Consider the following 13,740-nt stretch of genomic DNA (forward strand, 5'->3'; position numbering starts at 1 on the left):
ATTGATGACGTCCCTCCGAGGGGCGTTTAGGACTGACCGGAGGTCGAGTTGGACAAGAACATGAAAATCCTCATCGTCGACGATTTCTCGACGATGCGACGGATCATCAAGAACCTCTTGCGCGATCTGGGCTTCACCAACACCGCCGAAGCGGACGATGGCACCAGCGCGCTGCCGATGCTGCAGAGTGGCAATTTCGATTTCCTGGTGACGGACTGGAACATGCCCGGCATGACCGGCATCGACCTGCTCCGTGCCGTGCGTGCGGACGAACGCCTCAAGCACATGCCGGTGCTCATGGTCACCGCCGAAGCCAAGCGTGACCAGATCATCGAAGCGGCCCAGGCCGGGGTGAACGGGTATGTCGTCAAGCCGTTCACCGCTCAGGTACTGAAGGAAAAGATCGAGAAGATCTTCGAGCGCGTAAACGGCTGATCTTCGCCGCGAGGGCACCATGAATCACAGCGATTCCCTACTGGGTGACCTAGAGTCCACCCTGAAAACGCATGCCCGCGAACTTGTCGAAAACCTCGAGCAAGGTAATTTCGGCGAGGCCGTGCAGCTCATTCACGAGCTCAACAAGGCGCGCGATCGTGGCCTGTATCACGAGGTCGGCAAGCTGACCCGCGAGCTGCACACCGCCATCGTCAACTTCCAGATCGACCCGCGTACCCCGGTGGCCGAGGAGGTGTCGCAGATCACCGACGCCACCGAGCGCCTCAACTACGTGGTGACCATGACCGAGAATGCGGCCAACCGCACCATGGATCTGGTCGAGCAGAGCGCGCCGCTGGTCAACGAGCTCGGCGACGAGGCCAGCCGGCTGAAGGCCGAGTGGTCCCGCTTCATGCGCCGGGAAATCGACGCCGACGGCTTCCGCGACCTGGCCAGGCGCATCGACCAGTTCCTCGGCCGCAGCGAACGCCACGCCCAGACGCTGTCCACCAACCTCAACGACATCATGCTCGCCCAGGACTATCAGGATCTCACCGGGCAGGTGATCAAGCGCGTCACCCAACTGGTCACCCAGGTCGAGCAGGATCTCCTCAAGCTGATGCTGATGGCCAGCAGCGTCGACCGTTTCGCCGGCATCCAGCACAACCTCGACGAACTGCTCGAGGCGAAGAAGAAAGAAAAAGGGCCGACACAGGCTGAAGGTCCGCAGATTGCTGCCGATAAGCGTGATGACGTGGTGTCCAGCCAGGACGACGTCGACGACCTGCTGTCCAGCCTGGGTTTCTGACAAAACCGGTGCCAGACACCGCCGCGACTAACTGTCAACACAGATCCCGGGTTCCGGCTGAACCTTTTGGAGCACACACAGAATGAGTTTTGGCGCCGATGAAGAAATCCTCCAGGACTTCCTGGTAGAGGCCGGCGAGATTCTCGAGCAACTGTCCGAGCAACTGGTCGAACTTGAGTCTCGGCCCGACGATGCAGACCTGCTCAATGCCATCTTCCGTGGTTTCCACACCGTCAAGGGCGGGGCCGGCTTCCTCCAGCTCAACGAGCTGGTGGAATGCTGCCATGCCGCGGAAAACGTCTTCGACATGCTGCGCAAGGGCGAGCGCCAGGTCGATGCCGAACTCATGGACGTGGTGCTGGCTGCCCTGGATGCGGTCAACGGCATGTTCGCCGAGGTACGCGAGCGCACCGACCTGACCCCCGCCGATCCCGAGCTGCTGGCTGCCCTGGCGCGCCTGGCCGACCCGAGCGCCGCCGCCGCGGTTGCGGCCGCACCGGTGGCCGAGGTCGCTCCTCCGGCCGAACCTGAGCCTCAGGCAGCGAACGGCGATATCACCGACAGCGAGTTCGAGCAGTTGCTCCAGGCCCTGGACGACAAGCCCGCGCAGGCCGGCGAGCCGGCGTCTGGCGACGAGATCACGGATGCCGAGTTCGAGGCGCTGCTCGACCAGCTGCACGGCAAGGGCCAGTTCAAGCCGGAGGTGACTCAGGCGCAGGTCAGCGAGGCCCCTGCCGCCGCATCGAGCGCCTCCGACGAGATCACCGACGCCGAGTTCGAGGCGCTGCTCGACCAGCTGCATGGCAAGGGCCAGTTCAAGCCGGAAGCGGTGCAGCCCTCGGCGGCGGGCGACAAGCCGGCAGCCGGCGAAGCCGCGGCGGGGGGCGACGACCTGATCACCGACGACGAATTCGAGGCGCTGCTCGACCAGCTGCACGGCAAGGGCCAGTTCAAGCCAGAGGTGGCCCAGTCCCAGGACAAGCCGCAGGAGAAACCCCAGTCCCAACCGGCGGCGGCCGCCAAACCGGCCACCCCGGCGCCGGCCGCTGCCACGGCCCAGCCCGCGGCTGCCGCCAAGCCGAAGGCCAGGGCCGAGGGCAAGCCGGCGCGCAGCAGCGCGGCCAGCGAGAAGATCGCCGCCAACCCCGAGGTGGAAACCACGGTGCGCGTCGACACCGCGCGCCTCGACGAGATCATGAACATGGTCGGCGAGCTGGTGTTGGTGCGTAACCGCCTGGTGCGTCTGGGCGCCAACAGCCACGACGAGGCCATGGCCAAGGCGGTCTCCAACCTCGACGTGGTCACCGCCGACCTGCAGACCGCGGTGATGAAGACCCGCATGCAGCCGATCAAGAAGGTGTTCGGCCGTTTCCCGCGTCTGGTCCGCGATCTGGCGCGCAACCTGAAGAAAGAGATCAACCTGGAGCTGGTGGGCGAGGAGACCGACCTCGACAAGAACCTGGTCGAAGCGCTGGCCGACCCGCTGGTCCACCTGGTGCGCAACTCGGTCGACCACGGCATCGAGCTGCCCGACGAGCGCGAGGCCAAGGGCAAGTCGCGCACCGGGCGCATCGTGCTGTCCGCCGAGCAGGAGGGCGACCACATCCTGCTGTCGATCAGCGACGACGGGAACGGCATGGACGCCAACGTGCTGCGCGCCAAGGCGGTGGAGAAGGGCATGCTGGACAAGGATGCCGCCGATCGCCTGAGCGAGGCGGAGTGCTACAACCTGATCTTCGCCCCGGGCTTCTCCACCAAGAAGGAAATCTCCGACGTGTCCGGCCGTGGCGTCGGTATGGACGTGGTGAAGACCAAGATCTCCCAGCTCAACGGCACCATCAGCATCCATTCGGTGAAGGGCCAGGGCACCACCATCGCCATCAAGGTCCCGCTGACTTTGGCGATCATGCCGACCCTGATGGTCATGCTCGGCGACCAGGCCTTCGCCTTCCCGCTGGTCAACGTCAACGAGATCTTCCACCTCGACCTGTCGCGCACCAACGTGGTGGACGGCCAGGAGGTGGTGATCGTCCGCGACAAGGCGCTGCCGCTGTTCTACCTCAAGCGCTGGCTGGTGCCTTCGGCCGTCGAGGAGGAACAGCGTGAGGGGCACGTGGTGATCATCTCGGTAGGCACCCAGCGCATCGGCTTCGTGGTCGACCAACTGGTGGGGCAGGAGGAGGTGGTGATCAAGCCGCTCGGCAAGATGCTGCAGGGCACTCCCGGCATGGCCGGGGCGACCATCACCGGCGACGGGCGCATTGCCCTGATTCTCGATGTGCCGAGCATGCTCAAGCGGTACGCACGGCGCGGTTGATTGATCGGTCGCGGGTCTGGTGCCGCGACCTGCAGGAGTATTTATGGCAGTCAAGGTCCTGGTGGTCGACGATTCCGGCTTCTTCCGCCGGCGGGTTTCGGAGATTCTCTCCTCCGAATCCAGCATTCAGGTCGTCGGTACCGCCACCAATGGCCGCGAGGCGATCGACCAGGCGCTGGCCCTGCGCCCGGACGTGATCACCATGGATTACGAGATGCCGCTGATGGACGGCATCACCGCGGTGCGCAACATCATGCAGCGCTGCCCAACCCCGGTACTGATGTTCTCCTCGCTGACCCACGAGGGCGCCCGCGTCACCCTCGACGCCCTCGATGCCGGCGCGGTGGACTTCCTGCCGAAGAACTTCGAGGACATCTCGCGCAATCCCGAGAAGGTCCGCCAGCTGCTCTGCGAGAAGGTGCTGAACATCGCCCGCGCCAACCGGCGCCTGGGGCATCTCGCCACCCCGGCGCCGAGCGCCGCACCGGCGCGCACGGCACCGGCCGCCAGCCGCACGACGAGCCCGGCGACCGAACGGGCAGCCCCGGCCGCTTCCACCACCTCCGGCGGCAGCGCGCCGTCCCCCTCCAGCCCGGCGCCGCGGCGCAAGCACTACCGGCTGGTGGCCATCGGCACCTCCACCGGCGGTCCGGTGGCCCTGCAGCGGGTCCTCACCCGTCTGCCGGCCAACTTCCCGGCCCCCTTGGTGCTGGTCCAGCACATGCCGGCGGCTTTCACCAAGGCTTTCGCCGAACGCCTCGACAAGCTCTGCCAGATCCGCGTCAAGGAAGCCGAGGACGGCGACCTGCTGCGCCCCGGCGTGGCCCTGCTGGCCCCCGGCGGCAAGCAGATGATGGTGGACGCCCGCGGCCTGGTGAAGATCCTCCCCGGCGACGAGCGCCTCAACTACAAGCCCTGCGTGGACATCACCTTCGGCTCGGCGGCCAAGGCCTACGGCGACAAGGTACTGGCGGTGGTGCTCACCGGTATGGGCGCCGACGGCCGCGAAGGCGCGCGGATGCTCAAGCAGGGCGGTAGCCAGGTGTGGGCCCAGGACGAGGCCAGCTGCGTGATCTACGGCATGCCCATGGCGGTGGTGAAGGCTTCCCTGGCCGACGCCGTGTACAGCCTGGACGACATCGGTCCGAACCTGGTGGAGGCCTGCGGCTGATGGACGTGCTCAGCCTGATCGGCGTCATCCTCGCCTTCGTCGCCATCCTCGGCGGCAACTACCTGGAGGGCGGCAGCGCCAGCGCGCTGCTCAACGGGCCGGCGGCGCTGATCGTGCTGGGCGGTACCCTGGCGGCCTCCTTCGTGCAGACCCCGGTGCTGGTCTTCAAGCGCGGTCTGGCGATGCTGCGCTGGGTGTTCTTCCCGCCGCACGTCGACCTGGCCGGCGGCATCAACCGGGTCGTCGGTTGGGCCATGACCGCCCGCAAGGACGGCCTGCTCGGCCTCGAGTCGGTGGCTGACAGCGAGCCCGATCCCTATGCCCGCAAGGGCCTGCAGCTCCTGGTGGACGGCGCCGAGCCGGAGACCATTCGCAGCGTCCTCGAGGTCGACCTGTACACCCAGGAAAGCAGCGACCTGCAGGCCGCCAAGCTGTATGAGAGCATGGGCGGCTACGCGCCGACCATCGGCATCATCGGTGCGGTGATGGGCCTGATCCACGTGATGGGCAACCTCGCCGACCCGGGCATGCTCGGCAGCGGCATCGCCGTGGCCTTCGTCGCCACCATCTACGGGGTGAGCTTCGCCAACCTGTTCCTGATCCCCGTGGGCAACAAGCTGAAAGCGGTGGTGCTGCGCCAGTCGCGCTACCGCGAAATGCTCCTCGAGGGCATCCTCTCCATTGCCGAGGGCGAGAACCCGCGTTCCATCGAGCTGAAGCTGCAAGGCTTCATGGACTGACGGGGCACGCCCATGGCACGCAGGCGCCACCACGAAGAACACGAGAATCACGAACGCTGGCTGGTCTCCTACGCGGACTTCATCACCCTGCTGTTCGCCTTCTTCGTGGTGATGTACTCCATTTCCTCGATCAACGAGGGGAAGTACAAGATCCTCTCCGAGACCCTGGTCGGCGTGTTCAACCAGCCGGACCGCTCCATCAAGCCGATTCCGGTGGGCGAGGAGCGACCGCGCACTCCGCCGCAGGAGCCGGAGAGCGAGAGCGGCATCCACGAGACCCGCGCCCTGCAGGACATCGCCGAAAGCATGCGCGAGGCTCTCGGCGAGCTGATCGACGGCGGTCAGGTGACCGTGCGCGGCCACGAGACCTGGGTGGAGATCGAGCTGAGCTCGGCGCTGTTGTTCTCCAGCGGCGACGCCATTCCGGCCAACCAGGCGTTCGGCATTCTCGAGAAGGTCGCCAAGGTTCTGGCGCCGTACCGCAACCCGGTACGCATCGAGGGCTTCACCGACGACCGGCCGATTGCCACGGCGCAGTTCCCCTCCAACTGGGAGCTGTCCGCCGCGCGTGCCGCCAGCGTGGTGCGCATGCTGATCATGAACGGCGTGGCTCCCGAACGCCTGGCCGCGGTGGGCTACGGCGAGTTCCAGCCGGTGGCCGACAACTCCACCGCCGAGGGCCGCGCGCGCAACCGCCGGGTGGTGCTGGTGGTGTCGCGCAATCTGGACGTGCGCCGCGAGGTCGGTGGCATGCAGGAGGAGCTGGCTGCAGGGCAGGGCGATTCGCAGGCTGGCATGCAACCTGCACCTGAGCTGTCAGGCGCGGCTTCGCCTGCAGAAGCCGTCAATTCTTCGTCGCCGCTGTGAGGCGGCATCCGGTTCCGGTAGAGCGAATCCGATGAGAGTCTGGGCAATCGCCAATCAGAAAGGTGGCGTCGGCAAGACCACCACCACCGTCGCCCTGGCGGGGCTGCTGGCCGACGCCGGCAAGCGTGTGGTGGTCGTCGACCTCGACCCGCACGGGTCGTTGACCAGTTACTTCGGGAGTGACCCCGATACCCTGGAGCGCAGCTGCTTCGATCTGTTCCAGTACCAGGGCGGGGTGCCCCAGGGGCTGCCGGCCGAGCTGCTGCTGCCCACCAGCCACGAGCGCATCTCCCTGCTGCCGTCGAGCACCGCGCTGGCCACCCTGGAGCGTCAGTCGCCGGGACAGAACGGCCTCGGCCTGGTAGTCGCCAAGAGCCTGACGCAGCTCTGGGAGGACTTCGATTTCGCGCTGATCGACAGCCCGCCGCTGCTCGGCGTGCTAATGGTCAATGCCCTGGCCGCCAGCCAGCAGCTGGCGATCCCGGTGCAGACCGAGTTCCTCGCGGTGAAGGGCCTGCAGCGGATGATCACCACCCTGGCGATGATCAACCGCTCGCGCAAGCAGGCACTGCCCTACACCATAGTGCCGACCCTGTTCGACCGCCGTACCCAGGCCTCGCTGAGCACCCTGAAGTTCCTCCGCGACAGCTACCCGGACAATCTCTGGCAGGCCTACATCCCGGTGGATACCCGCCTGCGCGACGCCAGCCGGGCCGGGGTGACGCCGTCCCAGTTCGACTCTAACAGCCGCGGGGTGATCGCCTATCGCGCGCTGCTCAAGTACATGCTGGCCCTGGTGCAGGCCAGCCGGGTGGCCTGAGATGGGCGGTCGCTCAAGTCTTGCCATGCCGCTGCCGATAGCTAGGGCAGTGAGACAGTCCAGGTCGTCGTCATGAATCGCCCCGTCGTTACCGCTACCCGCCCGCAGCTGGCCCTGCAGTCCTATCTGGACGGCCTGCTGCAGGAGGCCACCAGCGAGCTGGTCGAGGACTCCGTCAGCCTCGCCGAGTTCGAGGCGGCGGTGCGCGAGGAGCAGGCCCGCGATGCGCAGCTGACGGTGGCCGAGGCGCCGGTCGTGGCCGAGCCAGTGGTGCCGGTCGCGGTGCCGGTGGTTGAGGCACCGGTGCTGCAGCCGGTCGTCGCGCCGGCGGTGCCCGAGCTGGCGCCGGTCGGGGGGCCGACCCAGGAGCCTCCGCCTCCGGCGCCCCGCCTGGAAGGCCGGCCGGCCTGGGGCGAGGAACCCTTCGAGTGCCTGCTGTTCGACGTGGCTGGGCTGACCCTGGCGGTGCCGCTAGTCTGCCTGGGCTCCATCTATCCGCTGGCCGACCAAGAGCTGACACCGCTGTTCGGCCAGCCGGACTGGTTCCTCGGTCTGCTGCCGTGCCAGGCCGGCAACCTCAAGGTGTTGGACACCGCGCGCTGGCTGATCCCGGATCGTTACCGCGAGGATTTCCGCGAGGGCCTGCAGTACGTGATCTCGGTGAACGGCTACGACTGGGGCCTGGCGGTGCACCAGGTCCATCGCTCGATCCGCCTGGACCCGGCCGAGGTGAAGTGGCGCAGCTCGCGGACCCAGCGCCCTTGGCTGGCCGGCACGGTGATCGAGCACATGTGTGCGCTGCTGGACGTGGCGGCTCTTGCTGAGCTGATCGCTGGCGGTGGCGCCCGACATCCGGCCGGGAACCGGCCGCAATGATGCGAATCGAGCGTCTCGCCCCAGTGCGGGACTCTGTGTTAATAAGCGGGCTCGCCCGCGCGTACTACCGCTGAGCGGGCTACATGAGGTCAGAAATGAACAAAACGGCGATACAGAGCTCCGAAGATCCGATCCTGCAATGGGTGACCTTCCGTCTCGACAACGAGACCTACGGCATCAACGTGATGCAGGTGCAGGAGGTGCTGCGCTACACCGAGATCGCCCCGGTGCCGGGCGCGCCGAGCTACGTGCTGGGCATCATCAACCTGCGCGGCAACGTGGTGACGGTGATCGATACCCGCCAGCGCTTCGGCCTGATGCCGGCGCCGGTGACCGACAACACCCGTATCGTGATCATCGAGGCGGACAAGCAGGTGGTCGGCATCCTGGTCGACAGCGTGGCCGAGGTGGTCTATCTGCGCCAGTCGGAGATCGAGACCGCGCCGAACGTGGGTAACGAGGAATCGGCCAAGTTCATCCAGGGTGTCTGCAACAAGAACGGAGAACTGCTGATCCTGGTCGAACTGGACAAGATGATGACCGAGGAAGAATGGTCGGAGCTGGAGACCCTCTGAGTTGATCGAGATCGCGCTGCTGCTCCTCGCCCTGGCCTGTGCCGGTCTGGCGGCCACCTGCGTGTGGCTGGCCAGGCGCCTGCGTGCCCAGGCCGAGGAGCAGGCCAGGCGCGATGCCGAGCGCGACCGGCGTCTCAAGGAACTGACCAAGCGTCTCGACACCTACCTCGCCGGCAGCATCCGCATGGGCGAGGAGCTCTACGAGCTGCGCCGCACAGTGGCGCCGCTGCCGGACAAGCTGCAGCAGATGGAGCAGCGCGATCCGTCGAGCCTGTCCTTCACCCAGGCCGCGCGTCTGGTCGGGCTCGGCGCTAGCGTCGACGATCTCACCCAGGCCTGCGGGCTGAGCCGCGCCGAGGCCGAGCTGATCGCCAAGCTGCACCAGAGCAGGCCCAAGGGCTGACGCGCCGCTGAGCGAAAGGGTCAATCTCGGCTGGCCGCGCGAGTCATTGAGGGCTGCGGAATGGCTGCCTAACCTGAGAGCAGTGCATGCCCTCAGACCACAGGAGTGACCATGTCCGGCCCGCTGTCTTCGCTGAAAATCCTCGACTTCTCCACCCTCCTGCCGGGGCCCTTCGCCTCTCTGCTGCTGGCGGACATGGGCGCCGAGGTGCTGCGCGTCGAATCGCCGACCCGCCCCGACCTGCTGCGCGTGCTGCCACCCCATGACGGCGGGGTGTCCGCCGCCCACGCCTACCTGAACCGCAACAAGCGCAGCATCGCCCTGGACCTCAAGCGTCCGGAGGCCGTCGAAGTGGTCAAGCGCCTGGTCGAGGAGTACGACATCCTCATCGAGCAGTTCCGCCCCGGAGTGATGGAGCGCCTGGGGCTCGGCTACGAGGCGCTGCGGGCGATCAATCCGCGGCTGATCTACGTGTCCATCACCGGCTACGGGCAGACCGGCCCCTACCGGGACCGTGCCGGCCACGACATCAACTACCTGGCGATCTCCGGCATCGCTGCGCAGACCGGGCGCAAGGACAGCGGACCGCTGCCCCTGGGCGTACAGGTGGCGGACGTGGCCGGCGGCTCCTTCCATGCGGTGATGGGGCTGCTCGCCGCGGTGATCCACCGCCAGCAGAGCGGGGAAGGGCAGTACCTCGACATCAGCATGACCGACTGCGTGTTCGCCCTGCACGCCATGGGCGGCGCGGCCTACCTAGCCTGCGGCCAGGAGCCGTCGATGGAGAGCCAGCCGCTGAACGGCGGCAGCTTCTACGACTACTACCGCACCCGCGACGGCCGCTGGCTGGCGGTCGGTAGCCTGGAGCCGCAGTTCATGCAGCAGCTGTGTGCCGCCCTGGGCCGTCCGGAGCTGGCTTCCCTGGGCCTGTCGCCGGATCCAGAGGCGCAGCGCCAGCTCAAGCGCGAGCTGCAGATCGCCTTCGAACTGCACGACTTCGCCGAATGGTGCGAGATCTTCGCCGGCCTGGATGCCTGCGTGGAGCCCATGCTGAGCCTCGCCGAAGCAGTCGAGCACCCTCAGATCAAGGCCCGCGGCCTGGTGGTGGAGGTGCCCCGCGAGGGCGGTCCCGGACAGCGGCAGATCGGTTGCCCGATCCGCTTCTCCGGCGGCCTCCCGGCGCCGCGGCACATTGGCGTCAGGATCGGCGCGCACACCGAGGAGGTGCTGCGCGGCCTGGGCTACAGCGAAGAGCGGATCGCCGAACTCAGGGCCGGCAAGGTGGTGGCATAGGCGATTGGCTGGAGGAGCGCGTTATTCCAGGCGCTGCTCACCGCTGAATACCAGGGTGGCCTTGCAGCGCCGGCAGTAGTAGCGGCGGCCCTGAGCGACCAGCCGATGGCGCTGGGCGGAGAAGGGGAATTCGCCGTCCGGGCAGGCACAGCGGTAGATGAAGCGGGTGACCTGGCGACGCTGTACCTCGTAGTTGTGGCAGCGGTGCGGCGGCAGCTCGTAGACGCCGCGCATGATCAGCTGCCACTCCTCGCCGTGGGGCTGGATGCGCGGGCCGAACAGCTGGTGGGCGACCAGGTGAGCCACCTCGTGGGCCACCGTCTGGCGCAGGAAGTCCTCGCGGTTCTCGCGGTACAGCTGCAGGTTGAAGCGCAGCTTGTTTTCCTGCAGGTGCGCCACGCCGGCCTTCAGCCCGCGCAGCCTGAAGCTCACTTCAGGACGGGGAAAGCGGCGCTTGAAGAAGTCTTCCGCCTGCCGGTAGCAGGCTTCGACGCGGGCGTGGAGGAGTTCGGGCATGGGTGCAGATTATGCCGCAACAGCTCCGGCTTCAGCAGTGTCATCCGCCGGACAAGGAAAGGCCGCCCGCAGGCGGCCTTGGCAGGGAGGGGAATCGTTCGATAGTCAGTAGCATGGTCAGTAGCGGTAGACCGGGCCGATGCCCGAGCCCCACAGCACCACCGACAGGGCGATCATCGCCACCAGCACCACCAGGCCCACCGCCAGCACCGAGCTGGAGAACAGGAAACCTTCTTCCTTGGGAATGTTCATGAAGGTCGGAATGCCGACGTAGAGCAGGTACACCGTGTAGCAGATCGCCGCGGTGCCGACGATCATCGCCAGCCACAGATTGGGGTAGAGCGCGGCGAGACCGCCGATGAACAGCGGCGTGGCGGTGTAGGCAGCGAACACCACGCATTGGGTCATGGTCGGGTTGGCATCGTAGGTACGCGCCATCCAGTGGATGAAGGCCCCCATGACCCCCACGCCGACCAGCATGGCCAGGTAGGACAGGATGGTCATTGCCAGGGCGCTGCCCTCGGTGAGGGTCACCGGCGCTCCGCCGCCGATGCTCCAGCCGACCTGGGTGGTGCCGATGTAGGCAGAAATTGCAGGGATGGCGGCCAGGATCAGCACATGGGTCAGGTACATGTGGCTGATGGTTTCCTCTTCGCCACGGATCTCCTGCCACTCTTGATCGGGATGGGTGAAAAGCCCCACGACGTGATGGATCATGCCAAACACTCCTCTTGTTATGGCGATCGCCCCCCAGCAATGCGCCCGGCGCGCGTAGCACAGCGACGCCGGGTGCACAGGCCGATTCTCTGCGACCGTATGTCGCAGTATAGGTGGAGGCGGAAGGCGCGAATGGTGGGGCTTTAGAGTGAATCGCCCTATCGGATTCAGGAGTAATAGCGTTCCAGAATTTCCATGGCGAGATTGAGGGATTGCAGCCGCGAGGTGCTGCCGCCACGGTCGGGATGATGCTCGCTGACCAACTGCCGGTAACGGCGCTTGATGATGGCGAGGTTCAACGGCTCGCCGCTGTTCTCCAGGCCGAGCAGCTCCAGCGCCGCGCGCTTCTCCTCGCCGCCCTGCATGCGCGTCCAGAAGCTGGTCAGCAGCTTCTCCACGTCCTCCTCGCGGGTGTCGCGCAGTTGGTCCATGTCCAGGTAGTAGTCGCGCAGCGGATCGCGTTCTGCGAGCGCCGCACTGCCGGCGTGGTAGGGCTGCAGCTGGATGTGCAGGGCGCTGATCTCCAGGTAGGCGGCGCCTTCGCTCCACAGCCGCTCGCGCAGCCGGTAGAGGGCGTTGAAGACCAGGAAGTGGGTGCGGAACAGCACCAGCTTGTCGGCCAGCGGCAGGTTGGGGATGTGGGTGGAGTGGCGCGCCTTGAGGCGCTGGATAAGCTGGTACTCGCTCAGGCCGCCGGCTTCCTCGCGGAGCAGGACGAGCAACTGGTCGGCGAGGTCAGCCTCGCAATCGAAATAGGTGTTCATCGCCCGAGCCTAGCACGGGGCTGGGGGCGCCGCCGCTTTGTGCGTAAAATGTACGGCTTTCAGCTTCGTTTCGTGGACTCCGACACACCATGGGCACCCTTTCGGTCAACCAGAACAAACTGCAGAAACGCATCCGCCGCCTGGCCGGCGAGGCCATCGCCGACTTCAACATGATCGAGGATGGCGACAAGGTGATGGTCTGCCTGTCCGGCGGCAAGGACAGCTATACCATGCTCGATGTGCTGCTCTATCTGCAGAAGGTCGCCCCGATCAAGTTCGAGATCGTCGCGGTGAACATGGACCAGAAGCAGCCCGGCTTCCCCGAGCACGTACTGCCGCAGTACCTGGAATCCATCGGCGTGCCCTACCACATCATCGAGAAGGACACCTACTCGGTGGTCAAGGAGAAGATCCCCGAGGGCAAGACCACCTGCTCGCTGTGCTCGCGCCTGCGCCGCGGCACCCTCTATACCTTCGCCGACCAGATCGGTGCCACCAAGATGGCGCTAGGCCATCACCGCGACGACATCCTGGAAACCTTCTTCCTCAACATGTTCTACGGCGGCACTCTCAAGGCCATGCCGCCCAAGCTGCTGTCGGACGACGGCCGCAACGTAGTGATCCGCCCGCTGGCCTACTGCGCCGAGAAGGACATCGAAGCCTACGCCAAGCTCAAGGAATTCCCCATCATCCCCTGCAACCTCTGCGGCTCCCAGGAAAACCTGCAGCGTCAGGTGGTCAAGGAAATGCTCCAGGAATGGGAGCGCAAATGGCCGGGCCGCACCGAAATCATGTTCCGCGCCCTGCAGAACGTGCAGCCTTCCCAACTGGCCGACCGCAAGCTGTTCGACTTCGCCAGCCTGAAGATCGACGAACAGGCCACGCCACGCTTCGTGGACGTCATGAACCTCTGACAGCAAGAACACCCCAGAGGATGCAAAGAGCTACGCATCGCAGTATGCTAGCTCTCTGATAGCACCCGGCATCGGCGTCCCAGCCGATGGTCCCGGGGCCAGGGATTGAGTGCGCTGATGCCCCATCAACGCTTGTGCAGGGAGTGCACGAAATGCAGCAGTCACGCGAATACGCGAAAATCGATCATCCTTAGGGATGGTCTGAAAAACACTTCCAGAATCTGGTGAAATACGCCGGTAATCACGCCCCCGAGTTCTTCCATGAAGCAGATGACCTTCGCCGACGCCGAGTACGCCGGCAAGCGCAAGCAGACCCGTAAGGAATTGTTCCTGATCGAGATGGATCAGGTGGTGCCGTGGAAGGGATTGATTGCCCTGATCGAGCCACACTACCCAAAGGGTGAAGGTGGTCGTCCAGCCTATCCGCTGATGGCCATGTTACGTATCCATCTGATGCAGAACTGGTTCGGCTACAGCGACCCGGCCATGGAAGAAGCGCTGTACGAGACGACCATCCTGCGTCA

Annotated in this window: 16 protein-coding genes; 13 read left to right on the plus strand and 3 right to left on the minus strand. The window is 65.9% G+C overall.

The annotated features are described in order from the left end of the window. Positions 1-60: 60 nt before the first annotated feature. The 11 genes from H165_RS0114060 to H165_RS0114110 all read left to right on the plus strand — a co-directional run bounded on the left by H165_RS0114060 (position 61) and on the right by H165_RS0114110 (position 10,305). Positions 61-435 (plus strand): chemotaxis response regulator CheY, encoded by a 375-nt coding sequence (locus H165_RS0114060; protein ID WP_197020080.1) that lies wholly within the window; start codon positions 61-63, stop codon positions 433-435. Between the two features lie 19 nt (positions 436-454). After that, positions 455-1,243 carry a protein phosphatase CheZ gene (locus tag H165_RS0114065; protein ID WP_017939579.1) on the plus strand — a complete coding sequence of 263 codons (789 nt, stop codon included), beginning with the start codon at positions 455-457 and terminating at the stop codon, positions 1,241-1,243. 82 nt (positions 1,244-1,325) lie between these two features. After that, a complete protein-coding gene (locus H165_RS0114070; protein WP_017939580.1) occupies positions 1,326-3,560 on the plus strand; it encodes a chemotaxis protein CheA in 2,235 nt (744 codons plus the stop codon). 43 nt (positions 3,561-3,603) lie between these two features. Further along, positions 3,604-4,731, plus strand: a complete 1,128-nt coding sequence (locus H165_RS0114075) for a protein-glutamate methylesterase/protein-glutamine glutaminase (protein WP_017939581.1) — start codon at positions 3,604-3,606, stop codon at positions 4,729-4,731. Next, positions 4,731-5,471: a flagellar motor protein gene (locus H165_RS0114080; RefSeq protein ID WP_017939582.1), complete on the plus strand. Its 741-nt coding sequence runs from the start codon at positions 4,731-4,733 to the stop codon at positions 5,469-5,471. The genes H165_RS0114075 and H165_RS0114080 overlap by 1 nt, the downstream gene beginning before the upstream one ends. Before the next feature lie 12 nt (positions 5,472-5,483). Beyond that, positions 5,484-6,338, plus strand: coding sequence for a flagellar motor protein MotD (motD, locus tag H165_RS0114085; protein ID WP_017939583.1), 855 nt, complete (start codon positions 5,484-5,486; stop codon positions 6,336-6,338). A 31-nt stretch (positions 6,339-6,369) separates the two neighbouring features. Continuing rightward, positions 6,370-7,158: a ParA family protein gene (locus tag H165_RS0114090; RefSeq protein ID WP_017939584.1), complete on the plus strand. Its 789-nt coding sequence runs from the start codon at positions 6,370-6,372 to the stop codon at positions 7,156-7,158. A gap of 72 nt (positions 7,159-7,230) precedes the next feature. Continuing rightward, the gene (locus H165_RS0114095) at positions 7,231-8,034 is read left to right on the plus strand and encodes a CheW domain-containing protein (protein WP_017939585.1); all 804 of its coding nucleotides are present in this window, start codon (positions 7,231-7,233) and stop codon (positions 8,032-8,034) included. Positions 8,035-8,129: 95 nt separating this feature from the next. Then, positions 8,130-8,609 carry a chemotaxis protein CheW gene (locus tag H165_RS0114100; protein WP_017939586.1) on the plus strand — a complete coding sequence of 160 codons (480 nt, stop codon included), beginning with the start codon at positions 8,130-8,132 and terminating at the stop codon, positions 8,607-8,609. Between the two features lies 1 nt (position 8,610). Then, positions 8,611-9,012 (plus strand): DUF2802 domain-containing protein, encoded by a 402-nt coding sequence (locus H165_RS0114105; RefSeq protein ID WP_017939587.1) that lies wholly within the window; start codon positions 8,611-8,613, stop codon positions 9,010-9,012. A gap of 111 nt (positions 9,013-9,123) precedes the next feature. Then, the gene (locus tag H165_RS0114110; protein WP_017939588.1) at positions 9,124-10,305 is read left to right on the plus strand and encodes a CaiB/BaiF CoA transferase family protein; all 1,182 of its coding nucleotides are present in this window, start codon (positions 9,124-9,126) and stop codon (positions 10,303-10,305) included. A gap of 21 nt (positions 10,306-10,326) precedes the next feature. On the opposite strand, the gene H165_RS0114115 is transcribed toward H165_RS0114110, so the two are convergent. The 3 genes from H165_RS0114115 to H165_RS0114125 all read right to left on the minus strand — a co-directional run bounded on the left by H165_RS0114115 (position 10,327) and on the right by H165_RS0114125 (position 12,302). Further along, positions 10,327-10,821, minus strand: a complete 495-nt coding sequence (locus tag H165_RS0114115) for a SprT family zinc-dependent metalloprotease (protein WP_017939589.1) — start codon at positions 10,819-10,821, stop codon at positions 10,327-10,329. A 117-nt stretch (positions 10,822-10,938) separates the two neighbouring features. Beyond that, positions 10,939-11,538 carry a Yip1 family protein gene (locus H165_RS0114120; protein WP_017939590.1) on the minus strand — a complete coding sequence of 200 codons (600 nt, stop codon included), beginning with the start codon at positions 11,536-11,538 and terminating at the stop codon, positions 10,939-10,941. A 167-nt stretch (positions 11,539-11,705) separates the two neighbouring features. Next, the gene (locus H165_RS0114125) at positions 11,706-12,302 is read right to left on the minus strand and encodes a DNA-J related domain-containing protein (protein ID WP_017939591.1); all 597 of its coding nucleotides are present in this window, start codon (positions 12,300-12,302) and stop codon (positions 11,706-11,708) included. Positions 12,303-12,391: 89 nt separating this feature from the next. Here H165_RS0114125 and ttcA point away from each other — a divergent pair, with 89 nt between their 5' ends. Further along, on the plus strand, positions 12,392-13,216 hold the full coding sequence (gene ttcA, locus H165_RS0114130; RefSeq protein WP_017939592.1) for a tRNA 2-thiocytidine(32) synthetase TtcA: 825 nt from the start codon (positions 12,392-12,394) through the stop codon (positions 13,214-13,216). A gap of 261 nt (positions 13,217-13,477) precedes the next feature. Next, positions 13,478-13,740 (plus strand): IS5/IS1182 family transposase (locus H165_RS0114135; protein ID WP_017939593.1); only part of this gene is annotated, 263 nt, incomplete at its 3' end.

This window comes from Pseudomonas thermotolerans DSM 14292 (assembly GCF_000364625.1).
Lineage (GTDB): Bacteria > Pseudomonadota > Gammaproteobacteria > Pseudomonadales > Pseudomonadaceae > Aquipseudomonas > Aquipseudomonas thermotolerans.